Source organism: Streptomyces sp. NPDC001980, assembly GCF_040296885.1.
In the GTDB taxonomy this organism is placed as follows: Bacteria; Actinomycetota; Actinomycetes; order Streptomycetales; family Streptomycetaceae; genus Streptomyces.
The window spans coordinates 247,489-270,225 of sequence record NZ_JBEOYD010000010.1 but is presented as its reverse complement, the minus strand read 5'-3'; the positions used below and the strand labels follow the sequence as shown (position 1 = coordinate 270,225).

Genomic DNA, 22,737 nt, shown 5'->3' with positions numbered 1-22,737 from the left:
TGGATAGCACTAGTCAACGGTCCGGGACCGAAAGGCCGGACCTTGCACAACGGGCGCCACTGGCTGTGGTGCTGCATTTGCGTCCTGTCCCACACCCGGGTTCGGTAGGTGGGTCTGGGGCGGTTGACTGCGCCCCGCGTCGCCACAACTTCCACGCTCTCGCGCGGATGATGCGGGAGCTGTTCCGGTCCGCGTGATCAACGAATCCGCAGGACTGGCACGCGAACCGGGCCTGCGAGACCCGGTTCGCCTTGTCGATGTGCCCGCACTCGGCGCAGGTGCGGGAGGTGTCCGCCGGATCGACGTACACGACTGGTACCCCCGCCTTGCGGGCCTTGTATGCGATGAACTGTCCCAGCTGGGCGAAGGCCCAGCTGGAGTGGGTGACCCGTTGGGGCTTTCGAAGCCGTACCCGTTCGCGGATGCCCGTGAGGTCCTCGAGGGCGATTCCGCGACCGGTGCGTTCTGCCTCGGTCACCACATGTTTCGCGATCTTGTGGTTGATGTCCTTCGCTCGCCGCGCCTCCTTGCGCCGCCGTTTCTTCAGCCGACGCCTGGCGGACGGAGTGTTCTTCTTCTGCAGCTTGGTGCGCAGCGCGCGTTCCCGGGTGCGGATGCGGTTGAGCTCCCGCCCGGCCATGGTCTCGCCGTCCGAGGTGGTGGCGATGTTGACGATGCCCAGATCAATGCCGAGGAAGTCCACTGGGCCGGTGTCCAGCGGCGTCTCGGGGACCTCGCAGGTGGCGTTCAGGAACCACATGCCGTCCCGCCACAGCAGGTCGGACTCGCCCTTGCGGTACAGGGCCAGCGTGGCCATTTGCTCTGGTGGGACGGTGAACGCCAGATCCTTCATCCGCCCGGCAGTCGTCCAGATCGAGATCCGGCGCCGGTCGATTTGCCAGGACAGCATCCGATCGTCGTAGGGCTGCGCACCCTGCGGACGGAAGGCTACCGGCTTCTCCACAACCTGGCGGTAGCGCCTCGACCCCGGCCTGCCCAGGTTCCCGGCCCTCAGGTTCGCTTTCAGCGTGGCATACGCGTCGCAGGTCTTCTTGATGACGTGCTGGGCGGCCTGGGCCCCCAGCCCCCACTGTGCCTTGATCTGACGGTAGGTGTGCCCACGCAGCGGGAAATTGGTCTTCACATCTTTCTCGAACGCCACACGGCTGACCCAGTTCGCCGCCTCGTTGCAGGCCAGCAGAGTCGCCTGTAGTGCCGCCGTCTGCACCGACGTAGGTAGCAACCTGACCTGCACCACCAGCTTCACGATCATGAGACTTGCACATGCGGACGGCTGTCCATCATGTGTTCGCCATGGTCCACCCGACCGAGTGAACCTGTCATTGCGCTGCCGAAGCGGCTGTCCGTCGGCTGACTCAGCCGATCGGCGCAGGGGGCGTCGGTGGCCCGGCCGGCGGCTGCACCGGAGGCGTCGGCGGCTGGGCCGGCGGGGGTGGCGGGGCCGGGCGGCGGGAGCGTCGTACGGCCGTGAGCGAGGTGACCGTGACGACCAGCAGCAGCGCGCCGCCGACCGTCAGCAGCCACGCCGGGATCCCGGCCACCTCGCGCAGCCGGTCCTCGTAGACGACCTGCTGGAACGGCGTGTCCGAGGCCGCCTTCCGCAGCACGTGGTCGGCGGAGATCCGGGACGGGTACGGGAACTCCTGGCCGATCGCCGTCAGGTACGGGGTGCCGGCGGCCAGCTCGCCCAGCTCGCCGGCCGGACGGCTGAGACGGCCGGCGTAGACGACCCGCGGGCGCTCGCCGCCGATCGCCGAGCGCGGTTCCATGCGGTGCGCGGCGAGGACGTACAGGCCGAGCGACTGCGGGGTGGCCGCGAGCCTGGACAGCCGCATCGGGTAGACCGGGCTGTCACTGGCGAAGGCGAGGCGGAGCGGGTCGAGGGCGCCGTGCAGCGTGGTGTCGGCGGTCTCGGGGGCGAGTCTGACCGCGACGTACTCCCAGTGGTCGGCGACGTAGGGCTGGAGCGCGGTGTTCAGGCGGGGCGGGAAGGGGAAGCCGTTGCTGCGCAGCCAGCCGTCCAGGGCGCCGGAGTCGGTGGCGGTCAGCTGGGCCACGTCGAACGGGCCGAGCCGCTGGCGGTCGACCACGCCGACGCCGGGGGCGGTGGCGCCCGCGCCGGGCGGGCCGGTGGCGGTGTCGCTGCCGGTGGTGAGGGGCCAGTCGCCGTCCTCGGGCCAGAAGTGGTGGCGGGTGCGGTGCACCGGGGCGGTGAGGGTGTGCAGCTGGTCGAAGAGGGCCGGGTCGGCGAGGGCGACGGTGGCGCGGTGCGGGACGGGCATGATCCACGCGGCGCGGTCGGCGTCGCCGTCGACCGTCAGACGCATCACGATCTGTTCGCGGGTGCCGTCCCAGCGCAGTACGGACTCCTCGCGGCCGACGGTGACCTGCTGGGCGGCGTCGGGGACGAGGGCGCCGCAGGCGCAGGCGAAGGCGGGGGCGGCGAGCCAGCCGAGCTGGATGCCGGTGAGGATGAGGAGGACCGCGAGTACACGTGTGCGTCGGCGGGGTCGCCGCTGGCCGATCATGAACCGATGCCCTCCGCCCTACCGTTGATCAGGACTACAGACGGTATAGCGGAGGGCGTGGTTCCCGGGGCCGTTCCGGACAGCCACCGTCTGTCTACCGACGGTACGGGCCGACGGGGCGGATCGTTCGAACGGTGCAGGTGAGTGGGGGGTTTTGCGCAGTTCCCCGCGCCCCTAAAGGGGCGCTTCGACCGACGGTGCTGAACCGGGCAGGGGCTTGCCCGCCGTCTCTGTCATGCGCCAGGCGGCGAAGCCGCCCACCACCGCCGCGGCCATCATGTAGTACGCGGGCATCATCAGGTTTCCCGTCGCTCCGATCAGGGCCGTCACCGCCAGCGGGGTGGTGCCGCCGAACAGGGAGACCGAGATGTTGAAGCCGATCGACAGGGAGCCGTAGCGGACCCGGGTGGGGAAGAGGGCCGGGAGGGCGGCCGGCATCGCCGCCGTGAAGCAGACCAGGAGGAGGCCCAGGGCGCCCATGCCGAGGCCGACCGCGAGCAGGCTGCCCTGGCGGATCAGGAGGACGGCGGGGACGGAGAGGAACAGGAACCCGGCGCAGCCCGCCGCGATCACCGGGCGGCGGCCGACGCGGTCGGTCAGGGCGCCGGCGAACGGCTGGACGATCATCATCAGCGCCATCACGCCGAGGACGACCAGCAGACCGTGCGTCTCGTCGTACTTCAGCTCGCTCGTCAGGTAGCTGGGCATGTACGACAGCAGCATGTAGTCGGTGACGTTGAAGACCAGCACCAGGGCCATGCACAGGAGCAGGGCCGGCCACTGGCTGGTGATCATCTCGCGGAGGGGGACCTTCGGGCGGGACGACTCCGCCTTCTCGACCTCCGCCGCGAACGCCGGGGTCTCCTCCAGGCGCATCCGCAGGTAGAGGCCGATGATGCCCATCGGGCCCGCGATCAGGAAGGGGATGCGCCAGCCCCAGGAGGTCAGGTCGTCCGTGGACAGCAGGGCCGTCATCAGGGTCACCAGGCCGGCGCCGCCGATGTAGCCCGCCAGCGTGCCGAACTCCAGCCAGCTGCCGAAGAAGCCGCGCTTCTTGTCCGGCGCGTACTCGGCGATGAACGTGGACGCGCCCGCGTACTCGCCGCCGGTGGAGAAGCCCTGGACCAGGCGGGCGGCGAGGAGCAGGAGCGGGGCGCCGACGCCGATCGTCGCGTAGGAGGGGATCAGACCGATCGCGAAGGTGCCCGCCGCCATCATGATCATGGTGAGGGCGAGGACCTTCTGGCGGCCCACGCGGTCGCCGAGCGGGCCGAAGACCATGCCGCCGAGCGGGCGGACCAGGAAGGCCGCCGCGAAGGCGCCGAACGTGGACAGCAGCTGGGCGGTCGGGTTGCCGGACGGGAAGAAGACCTTGCCCAGCGTCACCGCGATGTAGCTGTAGACGCCGAAGTCGAACCACTCCATGGCGTTGCCGAGCGCGGCCGCCTTCACGGCGCGCTTCACCAGCGCGGGGTCGGTGACGGTCGGGGCGGGGGCGGCGGCCGTACGGGGGCCGGGGACCTGGACGGACGGGGTGACTGCTGCGGCGGTCGCCAAAACGGGGCTCGCCTACCTTTCGTGGGAGACAGGGGCGCGGCCCGTACGGCGGTGGACGGGAACGAAAAGCGACGATAGGAGCACTTGGGGGCGTTACGTCGCGTACGCGCTTACGTGCATAGTGCAGCTAAATGTGCTGTACGCAGGGACGTCTGCCCGCTCCCGCGGGGGTATGCGCGTTGCGCACTGTGATCCTTGTCGCGCCCAGTGATGTCAACCCCACCCCCCGGGCAGTGTCGTCTTCCGGACAAAAGGCGGACGGACGTCAGGTGAAGTGGGGGTTGCCTGCGTCTCTGTCCAGAGGTGATGGGAGCCTCGTAGGGTTCTCGGAGCGATCGAGCGGACCAGCGGGTGTGCGTAACGGGGCGGGAGGCCGGCGAGGCGTGGCGAACGTGGAACACAGCGGGCGGGCAGGGGACGGTTTCGGCGGGGCGGCGGCCGGGGCGCGGTTCCGGATGGTCCGGCTCGGCCTGTGGGCGGTGGCCGCGATCCTCCTCGTACGGCAGCTGGCCGTCGTCCTCGGCACACCGAGCGGGGAACGGCTGACGGACCTGGAGACCTGGGTCGGCCCCGAGGGCGTGCTGCACGTCAAGGGCTCCCTGTACGACTCGACGCAGTTCACCGGCACCCCCTTCGGCGGGCTGGTGCTCAAGCCGCTCACCAGAGCCGCCGAGCAGGCCCTCGGCTGGGGCTGGACCTTCGGCACGCTGCTGCTGGTGGTCGCCCTCGGCCTGGTCGCCGCCCGCGCGCTGCCCCAGCCGGTGAGCCGCCGCACCTCGCTGCTGGCCGCGCCGGTCGCGATCAGCCTGCTGATGCTCTCGCTGCCGGTCCGCAACACCCTCTGGCTCGGCCAGACCAGCATCATCCCGGTCCTGCTCGTCCTGCTCGGCTGCTTCGCCGCCCGCGGGCAGCGCGACAGCGGACTGTGCATCGGCCTGGCCGCCGCCCTCCAGCCGGCCCTGCTGCTGTTCGCCCCGCTGCTGTGGTTCACCGGCCGCCGCCGGGCCGCCGTCGCCACCGGCGCGACCTTCGCCGCCTGCACGGCGCTGGCCTGGGCGGCGATGCCGCACGACTCGTACACCTACTGGATCCACCACATCGCCGGCACCGGCCTCGGCGGCAAGGCGGACGCGCTCGCCAACCAGTCCCTGCACGGCGCCCTGCTGCGGTTCGGGCTGAGCGGCCCGCTGGAGATCGTGCTGTTCCTGGCGCTCGGCGCGGCCGTGGCCGTCGTCGCGCTGCGCCGCGCGGTGCGCTACGCCCGCGACGGGCAGCTGCTGCTCGCGGTCGCGATCACCGGCTGCGCGGTGGTGGCGGTGTCACCGGCCGCCTGGCAGCACCAGCTGCTGTGGGTCCTGCTCGCGGTGGTCGGCAGGGCCGGGCGGCGCGCCGCCGACCGGTCGGTGTGGCCGGTCGTGGTCGTCCTCGTGATGACGCTGCCCGCCAAGGCGCTGCTGCCGAACCAGTCGCTCTTCGTGCCCGTCCGCGACAACGCCGTCCTACTGGCCGCGCTGGCCGCGGCCACGCTCGTCCCCTTCCTGTCCCGCACCGCCCCGGAGTTCGCCCGCCCGGTCCCGACGGACTACGCGCAGCCGGTCCCGGCCCGCTTCCGGCAGGTCCCGCTGGCCCCCTCGCTGCGCCGGGTGCTGACCCGCCCCAACCTCTTCCTCGAACTGGTCGCGATGCGGCTGGTCTACTTCGCCTACCAGCAGATACGGCTCGCCGCCGCCGGGGACGGGAACGGCACCTCCGGGCGGGCCCGCGCCGAACACCACGGGCGCCAGATCCACGACGTCGAGCGGTTCCTGCACCTCGACATCGAGCACTGGGTCAACCACACCGTGTACGGCATCGGCTGGCTGCGGAGCTTCCTCGACTTCTACTACGAGTCCTTCCACTTCGTCGTCCCGCTCACCGTCCTCGCCGTCCTCTACGTCCGCCGCCCGGTCGACTACCGCTGGGCCCGCACCGCCCTCGGCTTCGCCACCGCGTTCGCCCTGGTCGGCTTCTGGCTCTACCCGCTGGCCCCGCCCCGCCTGATGCCGGGCCTCGGCATCGTCGACACCGTGCACGGCCCGCAGGACTTCGCCAAGCCGGACTACGGCACCCTCACCCAGCTGACCAACCAGTACGCGGCGATGCCCTCGCTGCACTTCGGCTGGGCGCTGTGGTGCGGGATCGTCATCGCCGTCGTCGCCCCGAAGTGGTGGCTGAAGGCGCTCGGCCTGATCCACCCCCTCTTCACGGTCTCCGCGATCATCGGCACCGGCAACCACTGGGTCCTCGACGCGGTGGGCGGCGCGGCGGTGGTCGGCGCGGGCTTCGGCGTCGGGTATCTCCTGCAGGGGCCGCGGGCGCGGCCCCTGCGGGCGGCGGGGGCCGACAAGGAGGACCGGGAGCCCCGGGAGCCGGTGACGGCGTCGGCTCCCGGGTGAACGCCCCGTTGTAAGGGGTGCGATGGGCCGTCGTTCGGCCGCGGCGCCGTCGTGGCTGGTCGCGCAGTTCCTCCCCCGGTCTTCGGCTGGGGGTACCCCCAGCGCCCCAAGGGGCGCTGACCCTCGGGGCGCTGAACTTCGGGGCGCTTCTCAGAGGCGCTGGATGATCGTGCCGGTCGCCAGGCCGCCGCCCGCGCACATGGTGATGAGGGCGAACTCCTTGTCGGTGCGCTCCAGTTCGTGCAGGGCGGTGGTGATCAGGCGGGCGCCGGTGGCGCCCACCGGGTGGCCGAGGGCGATCGCGCCGCCGTTGACGTTGACCTTGTCCAGGTTCTGCTCGAAGACCCGGGCCCAGCTGAGCACCACCGACGCGAACGCCTCGTTGATCTCGACGAGGTCGATGTCCTTGAGGGTCATGCCGGCCTTGCCGAGCACCGCGCGGGTCGCGTCGATCGGGCCGTCGAGGTGGAAGTGCGGGTCGGCGCCGACCAGGGCCTGGGCGACGATCCGGGCCCGGGGGCGGAGCTTGAGGGCGCGGGCCATGCGCTTCGACGCCCACATGATGGCGGCGGCGCCGTCCGAGATCTGGGAGGAGTTGCCCGCCGTGTGCACGGCCGTCGGCATCACCGGCTTCAGGCCCGCCAGCGCCTCCGCCGACGTGTCCCGCAGCCCCTCGTCCTTGTCGACGAGGCGCCACATGCCCTGCCCGGCGTGCTGCTCCTCCTCCGTCGTCGGCACCTGGACGGCGAAGGTCTCGCGCTTGAAGCGTTCCTCGGCCCAGGCGTGCGCCGCCCGCTCCTGTGAGAGCAGCCCGAGCGCGTCGACGTCCTCCCTGGTCAGACCCCGGTTGCGGGCGATGCGCTCGGCGGCCTCGAACTGGTTGGGCAGGTCGACGTTCCACTCGTCGGGGAACGGCTTGCCCGGCCCGTGCTTGGAGCCCGAGCCCAGCGGCACCCGGGACATCGCCTCGACCCCGCAGCTGATCCCGACGTCGATGACCCCGGCGGCGATCATGTTGGCGGTCATGTGCGAGGCCTGCTGCGAGGAGCCGCACTGGCAGTCGACGGTGGTGGCCGCGGTCTCGTAGGGCAGCCCCATGGTGAGCCAGGCGGTACGCGCGGGGTTCATGGACTGCTCGCCGGCGTGGGTCACCGTGCCGCCGACGATCTGCTCGACCGCGTCGGCGGGGATGCCGGTGCGGCCGAGGAGTTCACGGTAGGTCTCGCCCAGGAGGTAGGCGGGATGCAGGTTGGCGAGCGCGCCGCCGCGCTTGCCGATGGGGGTGCGTACGGCTTCGACGATCACGGGTTCCGCGGCCATGGGGGCTCGGTCCTCTCCTCGGTCACCCGCGCGGCGCAGGGGCGTCCCGGCCCGGCCCGCCACGCAGAACTAGAACGCGTACTAGTTCTGGGTGCAGTCTGCTGACAGGCCGTCCACAATCGCAAGAGGGGTGCATGCAATTGGGGTGACCGTGCCCCTTGCGACTTGTAGAACCCGTTATTACCTTCACGGCAACCGGCATTTCTGATGGTCCGTCAGAACGGCTGTCGGAACGACCGCCGGAACGCTGACACATCCAGGTCCGTACACGGTGGGAGTGAGTCGCCATGCCCTGTCCCGCGCTGCCCGACGGGTTCGACCTCACCGACCCCGATCTGCTCCATCACCGGGTGCCGCTCCCGGAGTTCGCCGCACTGCGCCAGGCCGAACCGGTCCGCTGGATCGAACAGCCGCACGGCGTCGCCGGCTTCGCGGACGACGGCTACTGGGCCGTCACCCGGCACGCGGACGTCAAGTACGTCTCCACGCACCCCGAGCTCTTCTCGTCCTGGCTCAACACGGCGATCATCCGCTTCGGCGAGCACATCCAGCGGGACGCGATCGACGCCCAGCGGCTGATCCTGCTGAACATGGACCCGCCGGAGCACACCCGGGTCCGCCAGATCATCCAGCGCGGTTTCACGCCACGGTCGATCCGCGCCCTGGAGGACCGGCTGCAGGCCAGGGCGGGGGCGATCGTCGACGCGGCCCGCGCCCACTCCGGCCCCTTCGACTTCGTCACCGAGGTCGCCTGCGAGCTCCCCCTCCAGGCGATCGCGGAACTGATCGGCATCCCGCAGGACGACCGGGCCAAGATCTTCGACTGGTCCAACAAGATGATCTCGTACGACGACCCGGAGTACGCGATCACCGAGGAGGTGGGCGCCGAGTCCGCCACCGAGCTGATCGCCTACGCGATGAACATGGCGGCCGACCGCAAGCAGTGCCCGGCCAAGGACATCGTCTCCACACTGGTCGCCGCCGAGGACGAGGGCAACCTCAACTCCGACGAGTTCGGCTTCTTCGTGCTGATGCTCGCGGTGGCCGGCAACGAGACCACCCGCAACGCCATCACCCACGGCATGCACGCGTTCCTGACCCACCCCGACGCCTGGGACCTCTACAAGCGCGAGCGCCCGGCGACCACCGCCGAGGAGATCGTCCGCTGGGCCACCCCGGTCAACTCCTTCCAGCGCACCGCGACCCAGGACACCGAGCTGGGCGGCAAGCTGATCCGCAAGGGCGACCGGGTCGGCGTCTTCTACGCCTCCGCCAACCACGACCCCGAGGTCTTCACCGACCCCGACACCTTCGACATCACCCGCGACCCCAACCCCCACCTCGGCTTCGGAGGCGGCGGCCCCCACTACTGCCTCGGCAAGTCCCTGGCCGTCCTCGAAATCGACCTGATCTTCAACGCGATCGCCGACGCGATGCCGAACCTGCGCCTGACCGGCGCCCCGGACCGGCTCCGCTCGGCATGGATCAACGGCGTGAAACACCTCCAGGTCACCACGTCGTAGAGCACCTCGAACCCGAGGCACGCCGCACCACACCCCTCCGACCCGGGCCGACGGCTCCCGGCGCCGCCGGCCCGTCCCGAGGGAGGCAGGAGCACCCCCTCCCTACGCCCCGTTCCTGCCTCCCCCGAGACGCCGGCCACCGCCCTCTTCGGCGGTGTGTCCGGACATACGACGGCACCCTCGCCCAGGGGAAGGGGCGAGGGTGCCGGGGTTCAGGGGCGCGCGGCGCCGGGGATCAGCGGCGGGTGCGCGGCTCGGCCGCGATCGACCGCGGGTGCGCGCGGGTCGGCCGGCTCAGTACCAGCCGTTGGCCTGCCAGAAGCTCCAGGCGGCGGTCGGGCTGCCGTAGCGGGAGTTCATGTAGTCCAGACCCCACTTGATCTGGGTGGCGGGGTTGGACTTCCAGTCGGAGCCGGCGGACGCCATCTTCGAGCCGGGCAGGGCCTGGACCAGGCCGTAGGCGCCGGAGGACGAGTTGGTGGCGGAGGGGTTCCAGCCGCTCTCGTGCGAGACGATCTTGCTGAACGCGTTGAACTGCGCGGCATCCGGGATCATCTTGTGCGCGATCGCCTGGGCGGAGGAGGCCGACGTGGTGGCGGCCTGGGCGGGCGCCGCGGTCAGGGCCAGGCCGGCGGCGGCAGCGGCCACGGCGGCGGTGGTGAGGGCCTTCTTCGGGGAAGCGATGCGGCGGATGAAGGACGCGGACACGGAGAACCTCGTTCGTCGGGGACAGGGAGTCGCCGTGTGCTCCGGAACCACCCGTGGGGGCTGTCCGTGTGCGTCGGCGCCGCGGCCCGCTGTGGGCTCGTGGCGCCTGGCGACGTCGTCCAGACAAGCAGGCCGGAAAGCCGTCCGCAATCACCCCTTTTACTAGTGGTGGTCGCATAGGCGGGGTTGGTCCGTTGTGTGGCGTGGCTCTCAAACCGCAGGTCAGCAGGGGCGCCAAAACGGACATAACGGAAAAGTCTGACTACTGTTCCGGATCGTAGGTGACGTGCGTCATGTGGGGTGCTTCACCGGGCGCGTCACCGGCCGCGTACGACGCCTCACGTCCCGGGGCCGTCGAATGTGACCGCGGTCTCGAAAGCGGCCCGCCGGGTGGCCCGGCGCAGCGCCCGCAGCAGTGCCGGACCGAGGAGGAGGGTGAGGGCGACCGTGCACAGGGCCCGGCCCAGGTTCCAGCCCATGGCGGTGGCCAGGCTGTAGGCGAGGAAACGGGCCAGGTTGGCGGCGGGCCCGGCGTGCGGGTCGAAGGCGAGGTTCGAGGCGTTGCCCGCCAGCAGCGGCCACCCGGCCAGGTCGACGACCAGGCCGTAGGCGAACGCGGCCACGAAGCCGTACCCCGCCAGCAGCGCCAGCTCGCCGCGGCCGCGCAGCCGTCCGGCACCCGGCAGCAGCCCGGCACCCATCGTGAACCAGCCCATCGCCAGCATCTGGAACGGCAGCCACGGTCCCACCCCGCCCGTGAGCAGCGCCGACGCGAACATGGTGAGCGAACCCAGGGTGAACCCGAAGCCCGGCCCGAGCACCCGCCCGCTCAGCACCATCAGGAAGAACATCGGCTCGATCCCGGCGGTCCCGGCACCGACCGGCCGCAGCGCCGCCCCGGTCGCGGCCAGCACGCCCAGCATGGCGACCGCCTTGGGCCCCAGCCCCGACTCGGCGATCGTCGCCGCCAGCACGGCGACCAGCAGCACCAGCAGACCCGCGAAGAGCCAGGGCGCGTCCTGGGCGTGCGAGGCGATCCGGGAGGAGGGCGGGGCGAGGAACGGCCAGCCGACCGCGACCACCCCGGCCGCGCTGACGAGGAGGAGGGCGGCGAGGGAGCGGGGGCCGAGCCGCACCGGGCCGGTCATGCCAGGGCCTCGCGGACCTGGGCCACGGTGAGCCACCGCTGCGGGGCGAGGATCTTCGTCACCTGCGGTGCGAAGGACGGCGAGGAGACGACGATGTCGTCGGTGGGCCCGTCCGCGATGACCTCCCCCTCCGCGAGGAGCACCACCCGGTGCGCGAGCTCCGCGGCCAGCTCCACGTCGTGCGTGGCCAGCACGATCGCGTGCCCGGCGGCGGCGAGCCCGCGCAACACGCCCACCAGCCGGGCCTTCGCGGCGTAGTCCAGGCCCCGGGTCGGCTCGTCGAGCAGGAGCAGCGGCGGCCGGGCGGCGAGGACGACGGCGAGCGCGAGGGCGAGCCGCTGCCCCTCGGACAGATCACGGGGGTGCGTGTCGTCCGCGACCCCGGGCAGCAGCCCGGACACGAGCCCGCGGCAGGTCCCCGGCTCCGCCCCCGCGTCCCGGTCGGCGGCCGCGCACTCGGCACCGACCGTGTCGGCGTACAGCAGGTCACGGGGTTCCTGCGGGACCAGCCCGACGAGGCGTACGAGGTCGCGCGGGCGGGTGCGGTGCGGGACCGCACCGCCGACCCGGACCGCGCCGGAGCCCGGCTCGACGAGCCCGACCAGCGCGCCCAGCAGCGTGGACTTCCCGGCGCCGTTGCGCCCCATGAGAGCGACGGTCTCCCCGGCGGTGACGGTGAGGTCGACGCCCCGCAGCGCGTCGACCCGGCCCCGGCGGACGGCGAGGGAGCGGACCTCGGCGAGGGGAGCTCCGGGGTCCGCCCCGGGACCGGCCGCGGACTGCCGCTCCGGGACCCGCCCGGCGAGACGCTCCCGCAGTCCGTCCGCCGTCGCCCGCCGCCGGGCGTCCCGTACCGTCATCGGCAGCGGCGACCACCCCGCCAGCCGCCCCAGCTCCACCACCGGCGGACACACCGGCGACACGGCCATCACCTCGGCGGGCGTCCCGCACACCGGCGCGGCCCCGTCCCCCGGCAGCAGCACGACCCGGTCGGCGTACTGCACGACCCGCTCCAGCCGGTGCTCGGCCAGCAGCACCGTCGTCCCCAGGTCGTGCACCAGCCGCTGGAGCACGGCCAGCACTTCCTCGGCGGCGGCCGGGTCGAGCGCGGAGGTCGGCTCGTCGAGGACCAGGACCGCGGGATGCGGGGTGAGCACCGACCCGATCGCGACCCGCTGCCGCTGCCCGCCCGACAGCGTGGCGATCGCCCGGTCCCGCAGCTCGGCCAGCCCCAGCAGATCGAGGGTCTCCTCCACGCGCCGCCGCATCACGGCCGGGGCGATCCCCAACGACTCCATCCCGTAGGCGAGTTCGTCCTCCACCGTGTCGGTCACGAAGTGGGCGAGCGGATCCTGGCCCACCGTGCCGACGACGTCGGCGAGTTCACGCGGCCGGTGGGTACGGGTGTCCCGGCCGGCGACCGTCACCCGGCCGCGCAGGGTGCCGCCGGTGAAGTGCGGCACGAGCCCGCTCACGGAGTTCAGAACCGTCGACTTTCCGGTGCCGGACGGGCCCACCAGCAGCACGAGTTCACCCTCCGGCACCTCGAAGTCGACGCCCTGGACGGCGGGTCGGGCGGCGCCGTCGTAGGTGACGGAGACGTCTTCGAAACGGATCACGACGGCTCCTCCTTGGGACCCTCGGGAACGGGATCCTCGGGAACGGGATCCTTGGGAACGATCAGGGCGGGCAGCAGGCCGAGCAGCACGGCGGCCGCGGGCCAGAGCGGAAGCGTGGGGGCGACCAGCGGTACGACGCCGGGCTGCAGGGCCGCCGGATCGCGGACGGACGCCAGGGTGAGCAGGGCGGCGACGGCGGCGCCCGCCCCGGACACCAGCCAGGCCCGCGCGTCCCACGGGTCCGGCCGGTACCGGGTGCGCGGCGAACGCCGGCCACCGAGCCGGAGCCCCGCCAGTGCGGCGGCCACCCCGGCCAGCAGGACCGGCAGCCCGTAGCCGCCGCCCTCGGTGGTGAGCAGCCCATACAGCCCCGCGCAGACGCCGAGCAGACCGCCGAGGGTGAGCCCGGCCGTCGTACGGCGGACCCGGTCCGGGACGTCGGCGCTGCGGCCGTACCCGCGCGCGTCCATGGCGGCGGCGAGGGCGACCGAACGCTCCAACGCGCCCTCCAGGACCGGGAGCGCGACCTGGAGCAGGCCGCGGATGCCGGAGTCGGGCCGGCCGCGCAGCCGCCGGGCGGCCCGCAGCCGCTGCACGTCGGCCACCAGGTGCGGCGCGAAGGTGAGCGCGACGACCACGGCCACGCCCAGCTCGTACAGGGCACCGGGCAGGGACTTGAGCAGCCGGGCCGGGTTGGCGAGCGCGTTCGCGGCGCCGACGCAGATGAGGAGGGTCGCGATCCTGAGGCCGTCGTACAGGGCGAAGACGAGCGCCTCGGCGGTGACCCGGCCACCGAGGCGGATGCCCTGGGCCCAGTGCGGGAGCGGGACTTCGGGGAGGGTGACGAGGGTGTGCGCGCCGGGGACGGGGGAGCCGAGGACGACGGTGAACGCGAGGCGTATGAGGAGGACGGCGACGCCGAGCCTGGCGAAGGCGGCGTAGGAGCGGGACCAGGGGGCGGTTCGGCTGCGGCAGGCGGCCACGACGTAGCCGGTGACCGTGATGAGCAGGGCGAGGAGAAGGGGGTTGGTGGTCCGGGACGCGGCGACGGCGAGGGAGAGGGACCAGAGCCACCAGGCGCCGGGGTGCAGGGCGCGGGCGCGTGCGGGCCGGCGCGGGGGTAGGGCCGCTCGCCCGCGCTTGCGGGGTGCCGCTGCGCCCACCCTCCCCCACTCTCGGCTTCGTTCGAGCGGGGGGACCCCCATCGCCCCAGCGGCACGACTGCCCGCAGCCAGGACGTGCCCCGTAAGGGGCGCGGGGAACTGCGCGATCAGCCCCCACCGGCCCGCACTGTGACGCTCACGCATTCTTCCGCCGCCGTGCCTGCCAGAAAGCCCCCGCTGCGAGAACCACGACAACTCCCGCTCCCGCTACCAGCCCGAGCGACGGCCCGCTGCCCGACGACGTACCCCCGGCCCCCGCCGCCACCTTCTCCCCGCACCCCCGCGACGGATACCCCCCGATCGCACACAACAACGCGTTCGTGTCGTACCGCAGCGGCTTCGCCACCGTCGCCAGTGCCTCCGCCGTCGTCGCGTCCTCGGACACCACCGCGCAGGCCGTCCGCCGGGCAGGCGGCCGCTCTCCCGAGGGCGCGTCCGCCGTCGTACCGAAGTCGACGACCAGCCCCACCCGCTTCCGGCCCCCGACGGCGGGGGTGCCCCCGCAGATCGTCCCGAAGTCCGCCGTACCGCGCGGGCGCGACGCGTCCGACGAGTCCTCGCTCACCGCGAAGCGGAAGCCCTCGACCGAACCGTCGGCAGGCTGCGCGGTGGAGGGGCCCTGCGTGGCGTACGTCCAGTGCGCGCCGTCCCGTTCCCAGAAGGACCAGTAGCGGTAGCCGGTGGCCGCCGCCGGCCCGGCGGCCGTCGCGCACAGCGTCAGCGCGGCCAGGAGCAGCAGCGCCGCACGGCGGACCGCGGTCACGGCTGCTGCTGCTTCCGGCGGCCGCTGAACAGGAAGCCGATGCCGATACCGGCGACGAGCCCGGTGCCGACGATCCACCACACGCTGTTGCCCGACTTCTTCTCCCCGGCATGCCTCTCGGCGTGCTGCGCGGCGGCGGCCCGCGGGGCCGGTCCGGTCGCGTTCAGCGCCGTCACCAGGTTCGTGCCGCCGAAGTCGCGCGGGTCCGCGCCCATCGCGTGCGCCGCGAGGATCAGCTCGGCGTAGGCCGCGGGCCCGCTCTGCTCCGCCCACTGCGCGGCGTGCGCCTCCAGCCAGGCGTACGGCTTCCGCGCCTGCTCGGTCCAGCCCTGCGCGGCCAGGGCGACGACCGAGTCGGCGGTGTTGCCGTAGTCCGGCTGCGGCTTGGCGCCGGGGAGTGCGGAGACCAGGTGGCCGGTAGCGGACATGGCGTCCGCCAGGTACGCGGCGCCGTTGCGGGCCACGTCCTCCCGCGTGAGCGTCTTGCCGGAGTCGGCGCAGGCGGAGCCCTTCGCCGGGGCCTTCCCGGCCGCCGTCGCGAACCCCTTGCCGAGGGCTCCGAGCACCCCGGCCGCGGTGGCGTCCGCGTTGGCGGCCAACTTCCCCTTCTTGTCGGGCTGGTAGGCGAGCGCACCGCCGCCGTCATCGGCGCACGGGACGGACCACTTGGCGAGGAGGTCGTACGGCGACCGGTCCGCGCTCGCGCCGGCCGCCGCGAGCGCCCCGATGACCACGCCGGTGGAGTTGGTGTCGCTGGGGGAGCCCGGGGTGTAGCCCCAGCCGCCGTCCTTGTTCTGCACCGACTTCAGCCAGGTCACGGCCTTGCCCGCGGCGGCGTCGTGCCCGCCGGCCGCCTTCAGCGCCTGCACGGCGGCGGCCGTGCTGTTCGTGTCGACGGTCACCTTGGCGTCACAGGCTGCCGTCGGCTCGGCGCGGAACGCGGCGAACGAGCCGTTCGCGCACTGCTGCCCGGCCAGCCAGTCCACCGCCTTCACGGCCGGGGTCACCCCCACCGCGTGCTGGGCCAGCAGGGCGAGGGACTGGCGCCAGACGCCGTCGAACTTGGGGTCCGAGCTGCCGTACAGCCCCGACGGGAGCACCGCCGACGCGGACGGCGACGGGGACGCGGTACCGGTGGCCAGCGCGGTCGTCGCGGGAGTGGCGGCACCGATGACGGCGGTGGCGGCCAGCACCCCGGCGGTGCGGCGGAGGACGGTCATGGTCGGCGGGTGCCTCTCCCTGCGGGGAGCCGGGCAGCACGGGACACCCCGGCGGCTCGGCTCCGTAAACCTCGACGGTGCCGTGCGACGACGGGTGCCGGCGCACACGAGCCGATCAACGTCCCGGGCGCGGCGGTCCGGCTTGCCACAGGGTGTGTGGCTCACGGTTGCGGGTCAGCGCCGGAATTGCACCGGCTTCCCCCCGTACGGGTGATGACGACCCGGCTACCTTACCGGCCGCCGACGGGAAGCTGAGAGGGGGCTGTGCGGAGACCGTTTCGTTATGGTCATGCCATGACGGGGAGACTGCTCGGGTCGGGGCGTTCGGCCGACGTGTACGAGATCGACGAGGCGTGGGTGCTGCGCCGGGACCGGGACGGCTGGGGGGACGCGGCCGCCGAGGGCGCGGTGATGACGTACGTACGGGAGCACGGGTACCCGGCGCCCCGGGTGCGGCCGTCCGGGTCCCGTACCGAACTGGTCATGGAGCGGCTGTCCGGGCCGACCATGCTGGCGGCGCTGCTGGCGGGGGAGTCGGGCCCGGCGGAGGGCGGTGCGCTGCTCGCCTCGCTGCTGCGGCGGCTGCACGCGGTGCCCGGGCGGGACCCGGCCGACCCCGGCACCCGGGTCCTCCACCTCGACCTGCATCCGGACAACGTGATGTTGACCCCCGACGGCCCCCGGGTCATCGACTGGACCAACGCGGAGGACGGGCCGCCCGGACTCGACTGGGGCATGTCCGCGGTGATCCTCGCCCAAGTGGCCCTCGGCGCATACCCGTTGGCCCACGACATGCTGGCGGCCCTGCTCGCCGATCCGGGCGAGCTCACCGAGGAGGGGCTGACGGAGGCCCTGCGCCGACGGGCGGCCAATCCGACGATGAGCCGAGGGGAAGTCGAAGTGCTCGGTGCGGCAGGGCAGTTGATACGGTCGATCGCCTTCTAGCCTTCTAGCCTTCTAGCCTTCTAGCCTTCTAGGCCTCTGGCGCCGCGTCTGCGGACTGCCCCCGCGTGAAACCGTGACTCCGTTCCACCTTCGCCACATGCAGGGTGTAGCTCTCGTACCACTCGGCCCGCCCGCGCTTCTGCGCCGCGCGGTGCTCGGCGTCGGTCCGCCACTGCGTGAGGGCGTCGGCGTCGCGGAAGTACCCGACGGTGATGCCCAGCCCGCCGGGGGTCTGCGCGTGGTCCATGCCCAGGTACCCGGGGATGTCCTTCACCAGCTCTTCCATGCGTGCGTTGGTCTCGCTGTAGCCGCTCTGGTCCTGGGTGCGCACCGTGGTGAAGACGGCCACGTAGTAGGGGGGTTCATGGGCCTCGACGGGCGCGACAGGCCCTTCCGGGGGATTGGTCATGGCGTCACCGTAGGGCGGGACGCGCCCGGCGATCCAGCGTCTTTCCCGAACGGGACGCGCAAGGGATCGAACTCTTGACCAAAGCCGCTGGGCAGCCGCTAGGCGGCGTTGGCGAGTGGTGCGATGCCCGCCGACAGGTGGCGGGCCATCCGGCGCAGCGCGTCGTGGCAGTCGGCCGGGGTCTCGCCGACCGCGACCCAGAGGGCCAGCCGGTCGGCGGCGGTGGCGTGCGGGCCGGCGGCGACGTGGTTGCCGGTGTGCTGGGTGAGGAGCATGCGGTCGGCGCCGGGTTCGTGGGCGGCGTCCGGGGAGAGGTCCAGGTGGTCGAGGCGGCCGGTGGCGGCCGGGTAGGCGAACTGGACCGCGGCCGCCCGCTGCCGGCTGGGCGTGGTGTCGGCCGCCTCGCCGGTGGCCAGGGCGGCCGCGGCCCGGGCCAGGTCGACGCCGGTGGCCCGTCTGACGAGGAGCGGGATCAGGTCGCCCGGGAGATGCGGGGCGACGTCGGTGACCCGGGGGCCGCGGTCGGTGAGGGTGAGGCCGATGTGCAGGACACCCCGGTCGATGCCGAGGGCGTGCACGGTGCGGTCGACGGCCAGGCGCAGGAAACGGTTGTGCAGCAGGCCGTCGTGGGCGTGCACGGTGTGCCGCAGCGGCTGCCGGGCGGGCGCCGGGCCCAGCGTGGTACGGGTGATGGCGGCGATGCGGATCTCGCCGTCGAGGACGACCGTCTCGGCCGAGACGCGGGGCGCGCCGGGGTCGTCGGCGTCGCCGGTGGGGACGGTGTGGCCGGTCAGCAACGCGCGCAGCGCGGGCGGGTCGGTACAGGCTTCGGCCGCGGCGAGGGAGGGGCCGGGCAGCCCCAACTGCCCGGCGATCCTCGCGGCGGCGACCGCGTACTCGCCCGAGTAGGTCAGCACGCCGCGGACCCGGTGCCGGGCCGCGAACCGCACCACCGCCGACGCCGTGGCGCCGCCTTTGCCGGGGTCCGCCGCGAGGTGACCGGCCAGGCACGGCTGTGCCCAGGCGGGCGGCGCGGCGTCCACCAGCAGCACCGGGCGGGCCGAGGCGATACGCGTCAGCACGAACTCGTCGTACGCGCACCGGCGACCGGCACCGAGCAGCAGGACGGGCTGCGGCATCGGTTCGCCTCACCTTCTGGGGAGGAGGCGGGGCGGCTGGTCGCCCCGGATGCCGCTCCCCCATAGGCGGCACCCGGGGCGGGTCGGTTCGACCGTGGCCTGGTGACGTGATCCTTTCCTGCCGGTCCGTCATATGTCAACGATTGCTGCCCTCTTGCGCAGTGGGCCTTGTCATGTCTGGTGGGCGGGACCGGTGATTCGATAGCCTCGCGTCTGCCCGGCTCCGGCCGGCGGCCGACCGACCACGCGCGTCCAGGGGGACCTTGGTGAGTGACGCCCATGCCCCGTTGACCGGCGTACTGGAACGACTCGGGGAGCTGACCGGACGGCCCGGACGGCTGCCCGAGGTGCTGGACGTGGCCGACCTGTCGTACCGCACCGGCATCCCGGTCGGGGTGGTCGCCGAACTCCTCGCGGGCGGGGCCGCACCCGAGGCGGAGCTTGCCGAACGGGTCCGGCAGCGGCTGGACTTCATCCGCGAGAACCGGCGCCGCCCCGACGGCAAGCGGTACTCGCTGGGCGAGCTCGCGGCGATCGCCGGCACCAGCAGGCAGTGGCTGAGCGAGTGGCGCAAGAGCGGGCTGCCGAGTCTCGAACACACCGACCGGCTGCGGCGGTTCTTCGGCCTCCCGCCCGGCTTCTTCACCGCCGACGAACCGGAGGCCCTGTGCGAGGCGCTCCAGCCGGTGCTGCAGGGCCTGCAGGCCGAGGCCGACCCGCTGTCCCGGCTCTGCGAGAGCGGCCTGGTCCGGCTCGCCGCCCGCGCACCGCAGATGAACCCCCGGCAGCTCGCCACGCTCGCCGACCTGGCAGAGATGATCATCAGCTCCGAGACCGCCGCCAACTGAGCGTCGAACGGGCTGATTCACGACTTCGAGGACGCCGAATGCCGTCAGGAACGCCGTTAGGAACGCCGTCAGGAAAGACGACCGCCAGCGAGGACGACGACGCATGAGCCCGAGACGATCGCCCAAGCGGTTCCTCGCCCAGCCCGTCCGGGACACCGCCCGCGCGCTGGAGCCGCCGACTAAACCCGAGACCTTCCTGCACGCGCTGTGCGCCACGCTCAGCCCGACGCTGGACCGGCCGGTCAGGCTCAGGTTCGTCGCCTTCCCGCCCGGGCTCGACGTCTCCGGGATCACCCTCGCCAAGGACGACGAGTACATCGTCGTCGTCGAGGAACGGGCCGCCGGTGCCCACAAGTTCGTGATCGCCGGGCACGAGATCGGCCACATCCACTACGGCACGCTGGACGTCCACTACCAGGCCGGCATGCCCGCCGCCGCGCGCCGGCTGCTGGCCCGCGCCGACGAGGACATCCCCTGGGACCGGGTCGTCGCCCTCGCCACCCGCTCGCCCGCCGCCCCCGCCGCGCAGGCCGAGTGGGAGGCCGAGGAGTGCGGGCTGCGGCTCGCCGCCAAGTTCCGCAAGGTCGTGGGTCCGTACGCGGCGACCGGCCGGACCACCCAGGACACCCTGACCGACCGACTCTCGTCCTCGCTGGGCAACATCGGTGGCCCGTGATGCCCGGGGACCGGAACTGGCACTGGAACTGGAACTGGAACTGGCACTGGCACTGGGACATGGCGGGTTCCTTCGCCGCCTACGCGATCCCGGCGGTGCTGATGGCCGTGGCCTTCGTGATCAAACTGCCGCTGCTCAGACGCGCCTGGCAGGACCCGATCCTGCGCGCCACCGCACTGCTGCTCGGCATCGGCGCGATCGTCTTCGCTTCGCTCCCGCCGGGCAACCTGCACCGCATCAACGTGCTCACCGGCGTGCCCAACTTCGCCGGGGTGTGGGTGTATTCGCTGTTGACGGCCTACTGCGGCGCCTGTCTCTGGCTGATCATCACCTGGCGTGAGCCGCCGTCCACCGCCCGGCGCCGCAGGACCCGCCTGGTGTGGACCGCGTACGCCGTCATCATCATCGGCCTCTGGGTGACCTTCGCCCTCGGCGACCACCACGTCGAACGGCTCCGCGACCTGGACACGTACTACGCCAACACCCCCTGGATGCGCGAGCACACCATGCTCTACCTCCTCGCGCACATGGTGTCGGCCGTGGTCGCCGCGGGCATCCTGTGGGCCTGGTTCCAGGAGATCGCCGACCGGTGGCTGCGCCGGGCCGTGGTCTGTCTCCAGGTCGCCTACGCGCTCGGTTTCGTCTTCGACGTCGCCAAGGTGGCGGCGGTCGCGGCCCGTTGGGCGGGCCACGACTGGGACTACCTCTCCACGTATGTCGCCCCGCCGTTCGCCATCGCCGAGGCGTTCCTGGTCGCGGTCGGCTTCATCGCCGGCCAGGCAGGACCGTACTGCGACGAACGCCGGCGCCTGCGGCGCACCCACCGCCGCCTGGAGCCGTTGTGGCGCGCGATGCTGACGGTGGGCGCCGCACCGGCACCGGCCACCGGCCGCGTCTCCGGCGCCGAACTCCGGCTGGAACTGCGCAGGGCGGCGATCAACGACGGCCTGCTCAAGCTCGCTCCCTATCTGAGCGGGGAGCGGCGGGAGCGGGTCCGGCGCGAGGCGGCTGCCGAGGGCCACACCGGGTCCGCCGCACGGGGGATCGCCGGGGCGGTGGACATCCTGGTCGCGGCGGACGCGTTACGGGCCGCAGACGAGGGTACGACCGCAGCTCACACCCCTCACACCCCTCGCACCCCTCATCACCATGCCCCCACCGATGTCCCCGACAGCGATCTGGAGTCCGTGGCGTACGCGCTGCGGGTCCACTCGCCGGTCATAGCAACGTTCCGCCGGCAGGCGGCCGCCACAGAAGGTTCCAGCACCCATGTCTGACAGAGCAACCGCAGCGGGCCGTCGTACCGCGATCGTCATAGGTGGCAGTACCGCCGGACTGCTCACCGCCTCGGTCCTCGCCACCCGCTTCCACGAAGTGACGGTCGTCGAGGCCGACCGGCTGCCCGAGGGCCCCGAACACCGCAAGGGCCTGCCACAGGCCCGGCACGCCCATCTCCTGTGGTCCGGGGGCGTGGACGCGTTGGAGGACCTGCTCCCGGGCATCACCGGCGAGCTGGTCGGCAAGGGCGCCGGGCTGATCGACGTGATGAAGGACCTGGTGAGCAAGGCGCCGACGGGGCAGTGGTTCCGGCGGTTCACCGACTCCCGGCACAGCATGATCGTGTGCAGCCGGGACCTGCTGGACGCGGTGATCCGCGCGGACGTGCTCGGCAGGCGGAGCATGATCCTGCGCGACGGCACGCGGGTGGCAGGACTGGTCGGCGACCGCGACCGGGTGACCGGGATCCGTCTCGCGGATGACGACGAACTCTCCGTTCTACACGCCGACTTGGTGATCGACGCGAGCGGCCGGGCCTCCCGGACTCCCCAGTGGCTGGCGGAGCTGGGCCTGCCGCCGGTCGTGGAGCGTGTCGTGGACGCCGGGGTGGCCTACGCCAGCCGCGTCTACGAGGCCCCGCCCGCCACCACCGCCCTGCCCCGCTACCCGGTCGTGAACGTCCAGGCCGACCCGCGCGACGCCCCCGGCCGCGGCGGGGTCCTCGTTCCCATCGAGGGCGGCCGCTGGCTGGTCACCGTCTCCGGCACGCGGGGCGGCGAACCGACCGCCGATCCGGCCGAGTTCGAGCACTTCGCCCTCACCGGCCTCAAGGACCCGGTCATCGGCCGGCTGATCGCGAACGCGAAGCCGCTGACCGACCCGGTGACCACCCGCAGCACGGCCAACCGCCGCCGCTACTACGAGAACGCGCCCGCCTGGCCGGAGGGCTTCGCGGTGACCGGCGACGCGGTGGCCGGCTACAACCCGGTCTACGGCCACGGCCTCTCGGTCGCCGCACAGAGCGCGATTGCGGTCCGCGAGGTACTCGACAGACAGGGGGTGGGTGGTGCGGGCACCGCCCGCCGCATCCAGCGCGCGGTCGCCCGCCCGGTGGGCAACGCGTGGAACCTGGCGGTGGGGCAGGACGCGTACTACCCGGGTGCGGCGTCGGAGCCACCGACGGCGGTGGAGCGGCTGCTCACGGCGTACGTCGACAAGGCGGTGGCGGCGGGCTCGGAGAACCCGCGCGCGCTGCACGGGCTGCTGGACGTGATGAGCCTCAGGACGCCGCCGACGCGGCTGTTCGCCCCCGACATGCTCTGGAACATCTTCTTCGGGGGACGGAAGGGGCCGTTGGCGGCGGCGCCGCTGTCGGTCGCGGAACGGGAAGCGGCCGGGTTGGAGACGTAGGGGAGCGCCGCTTCAGCGGCTCGCCGT

At 72.8% G+C, this 22,737-nt stretch carries 19 protein-coding genes and 1 riboswitch; of the genes, 7 read left to right on the top strand and 12 right to left on the bottom strand.

The window, feature by feature from the left end; translation table 11 throughout:
• Positions 1-13: 13 nt before the first annotated feature.
• The 3 genes from ABT137_RS18345 to ABT137_RS18335 all read right to left on the bottom strand — a co-directional run bounded on the left by ABT137_RS18345 (position 14) and on the right by ABT137_RS18335 (position 4,106).
• Positions 14-1,267, bottom strand: a complete 1,254-nt coding sequence (locus ABT137_RS18345; RefSeq protein WP_351709985.1) for an RNA-guided endonuclease InsQ/TnpB family protein — start codon at positions 1,265-1,267, stop codon at positions 14-16.
• Between the two features lie 109 nt (positions 1,268-1,376).
• Entirely contained in the window at positions 1,377-2,549 is a 1,173-nt protein-coding gene (locus ABT137_RS18340) for a DUF2330 domain-containing protein (RefSeq protein WP_351709810.1), read from the bottom strand.
• A gap of 174 nt (positions 2,550-2,723) precedes the next feature.
• Positions 2,724-4,106, bottom strand: a complete 1,383-nt coding sequence (locus ABT137_RS18335; protein WP_351709807.1) for an MFS transporter — start codon at positions 4,104-4,106, stop codon at positions 2,724-2,726.
• A gap of 383 nt (positions 4,107-4,489) precedes the next feature.
• On the opposite strand from ABT137_RS18335, the gene ABT137_RS18330 reads away from it, so the two are divergent.
• On the top strand, positions 4,490-6,541 hold the full coding sequence (locus ABT137_RS18330) for a bifunctional glycosyltransferase 87/phosphatase PAP2 family protein (protein WP_351709804.1): 2,052 nt from the start codon (positions 4,490-4,492) through the stop codon (positions 6,539-6,541).
• Between the two features lie 150 nt (positions 6,542-6,691).
• Here ABT137_RS18330 and ABT137_RS18325 read toward each other — a convergent pair whose 3' ends face one another.
• Positions 6,692-7,861 (bottom strand): steroid 3-ketoacyl-CoA thiolase, encoded by a 1,170-nt coding sequence (locus tag ABT137_RS18325; protein ID WP_351709801.1) that lies wholly within the window; start codon positions 7,859-7,861, stop codon positions 6,692-6,694.
• A gap of 287 nt (positions 7,862-8,148) precedes the next feature.
• On the opposite strand from ABT137_RS18325, the gene ABT137_RS18320 reads away from it, so the two are divergent.
• Positions 8,149-9,384: a cytochrome P450 gene (locus tag ABT137_RS18320; RefSeq protein WP_351709798.1), complete on the top strand. Its 1,236-nt coding sequence runs from the start codon at positions 8,149-8,151 to the stop codon at positions 9,382-9,384.
• Between the two features lie 294 nt (positions 9,385-9,678).
• Here the strand turns inward: ABT137_RS18320 and ABT137_RS18315 are convergent, their stop codons facing one another.
• The 6 genes from ABT137_RS18315 to ABT137_RS18290 form a co-directional block, all read right to left on the bottom strand.
• Positions 9,679-10,092: an aggregation-promoting factor C-terminal-like domain-containing protein gene (locus tag ABT137_RS18315; protein WP_351709795.1), complete on the bottom strand. Its 414-nt coding sequence runs from the start codon at positions 10,090-10,092 to the stop codon at positions 9,679-9,681.
• A gap of 338 nt (positions 10,093-10,430) precedes the next feature.
• Positions 10,431-11,240 (bottom strand): ECF transporter S component, encoded by an 810-nt coding sequence (locus ABT137_RS18310; RefSeq protein ID WP_351709792.1) that lies wholly within the window; start codon positions 11,238-11,240, stop codon positions 10,431-10,433.
• A complete protein-coding gene (locus ABT137_RS18305; protein ID WP_351709789.1) occupies positions 11,237-12,859 on the bottom strand; it encodes an ABC transporter ATP-binding protein in 1,623 nt (540 codons plus the stop codon). The genes ABT137_RS18310 and ABT137_RS18305 overlap by 4 nt, the downstream gene beginning before the upstream one ends.
• Entirely contained in the window at positions 12,856-14,064 is a 1,209-nt protein-coding gene (locus ABT137_RS18300; RefSeq protein ID WP_351709786.1) for an energy-coupling factor transporter transmembrane component T, read from the bottom strand. Before ABT137_RS18300 ends, ABT137_RS18305 begins: the two co-directional genes overlap by 4 nt.
• Positions 14,065-14,158: 94 nt before the next feature.
• Positions 14,159-14,785: an SCO2322 family protein gene (locus tag ABT137_RS18295; protein WP_351709783.1), complete on the bottom strand. Its 627-nt coding sequence runs from the start codon at positions 14,783-14,785 to the stop codon at positions 14,159-14,161.
• The gene (locus ABT137_RS18290) at positions 14,782-16,005 is read right to left on the bottom strand and encodes an SCO2321 family membrane protein (protein ID WP_351709780.1); all 1,224 of its coding nucleotides are present in this window, start codon (positions 16,003-16,005) and stop codon (positions 14,782-14,784) included. Before ABT137_RS18290 ends, ABT137_RS18295 begins: the two co-directional genes overlap by 4 nt.
• Before the next feature lie 114 nt (positions 16,006-16,119).
• A riboswitch (cobalamin riboswitch) is annotated at positions 16,120-16,262 on the bottom strand.
• 37 nt (positions 16,263-16,299) lie between these two features.
• Between ABT137_RS18290 and ABT137_RS18285 the strand changes: the two genes are divergently transcribed.
• Positions 16,300-16,950, top strand: a complete 651-nt coding sequence (locus ABT137_RS18285) for a phosphotransferase family protein (RefSeq protein WP_351709777.1) — start codon at positions 16,300-16,302, stop codon at positions 16,948-16,950.
• 28 nt (positions 16,951-16,978) lie between these two features.
• Here the strand turns inward: ABT137_RS18285 and ABT137_RS18280 are convergent, their stop codons facing one another.
• Both ABT137_RS18280 and ABT137_RS18275 read right to left on the bottom strand, forming a co-directional pair.
• Positions 16,979-17,359, bottom strand: coding sequence for an antibiotic biosynthesis monooxygenase family protein (locus tag ABT137_RS18280; protein WP_351709774.1), 381 nt, complete (start codon positions 17,357-17,359; stop codon positions 16,979-16,981).
• Positions 17,360-17,457: 98 nt separating this feature from the next.
• Positions 17,458-18,498, bottom strand: coding sequence for an ATP-grasp domain-containing protein (locus ABT137_RS18275; RefSeq protein WP_351709771.1), 1,041 nt, complete (start codon positions 18,496-18,498; stop codon positions 17,458-17,460).
• Between the two features lie 266 nt (positions 18,499-18,764).
• Here ABT137_RS18275 and ABT137_RS18270 point away from each other — a divergent pair, with 266 nt between their 5' ends.
• The 4 genes from ABT137_RS18270 (at position 18,765) to ABT137_RS18255 (ending at position 22,710) form a co-directional block, all read left to right on the top strand.
• On the top strand, positions 18,765-19,346 hold the full coding sequence (locus ABT137_RS18270; protein WP_351709768.1) for a helix-turn-helix domain-containing protein: 582 nt from the start codon (positions 18,765-18,767) through the stop codon (positions 19,344-19,346).
• Between the two features lie 103 nt (positions 19,347-19,449).
• Positions 19,450-20,022, top strand: coding sequence for a M10 family metallopeptidase domain-containing protein (locus ABT137_RS18265; protein WP_351709765.1), 573 nt, complete (start codon positions 19,450-19,452; stop codon positions 20,020-20,022).
• Positions 20,022-21,299 carry an MAB_1171c family putative transporter gene (locus tag ABT137_RS18260; protein ID WP_351709762.1) on the top strand — a complete coding sequence of 426 codons (1,278 nt, stop codon included), beginning with the start codon at positions 20,022-20,024 and terminating at the stop codon, positions 21,297-21,299. The genes ABT137_RS18265 and ABT137_RS18260 overlap by 1 nt, the downstream gene beginning before the upstream one ends.
• Positions 21,292-22,710, top strand: a complete 1,419-nt coding sequence (locus ABT137_RS18255; protein ID WP_351709759.1) for an FAD-dependent monooxygenase — start codon at positions 21,292-21,294, stop codon at positions 22,708-22,710. The genes ABT137_RS18260 and ABT137_RS18255 overlap by 8 nt, the downstream gene beginning before the upstream one ends.
• Positions 22,711-22,737 lie beyond the last annotated feature (27 nt).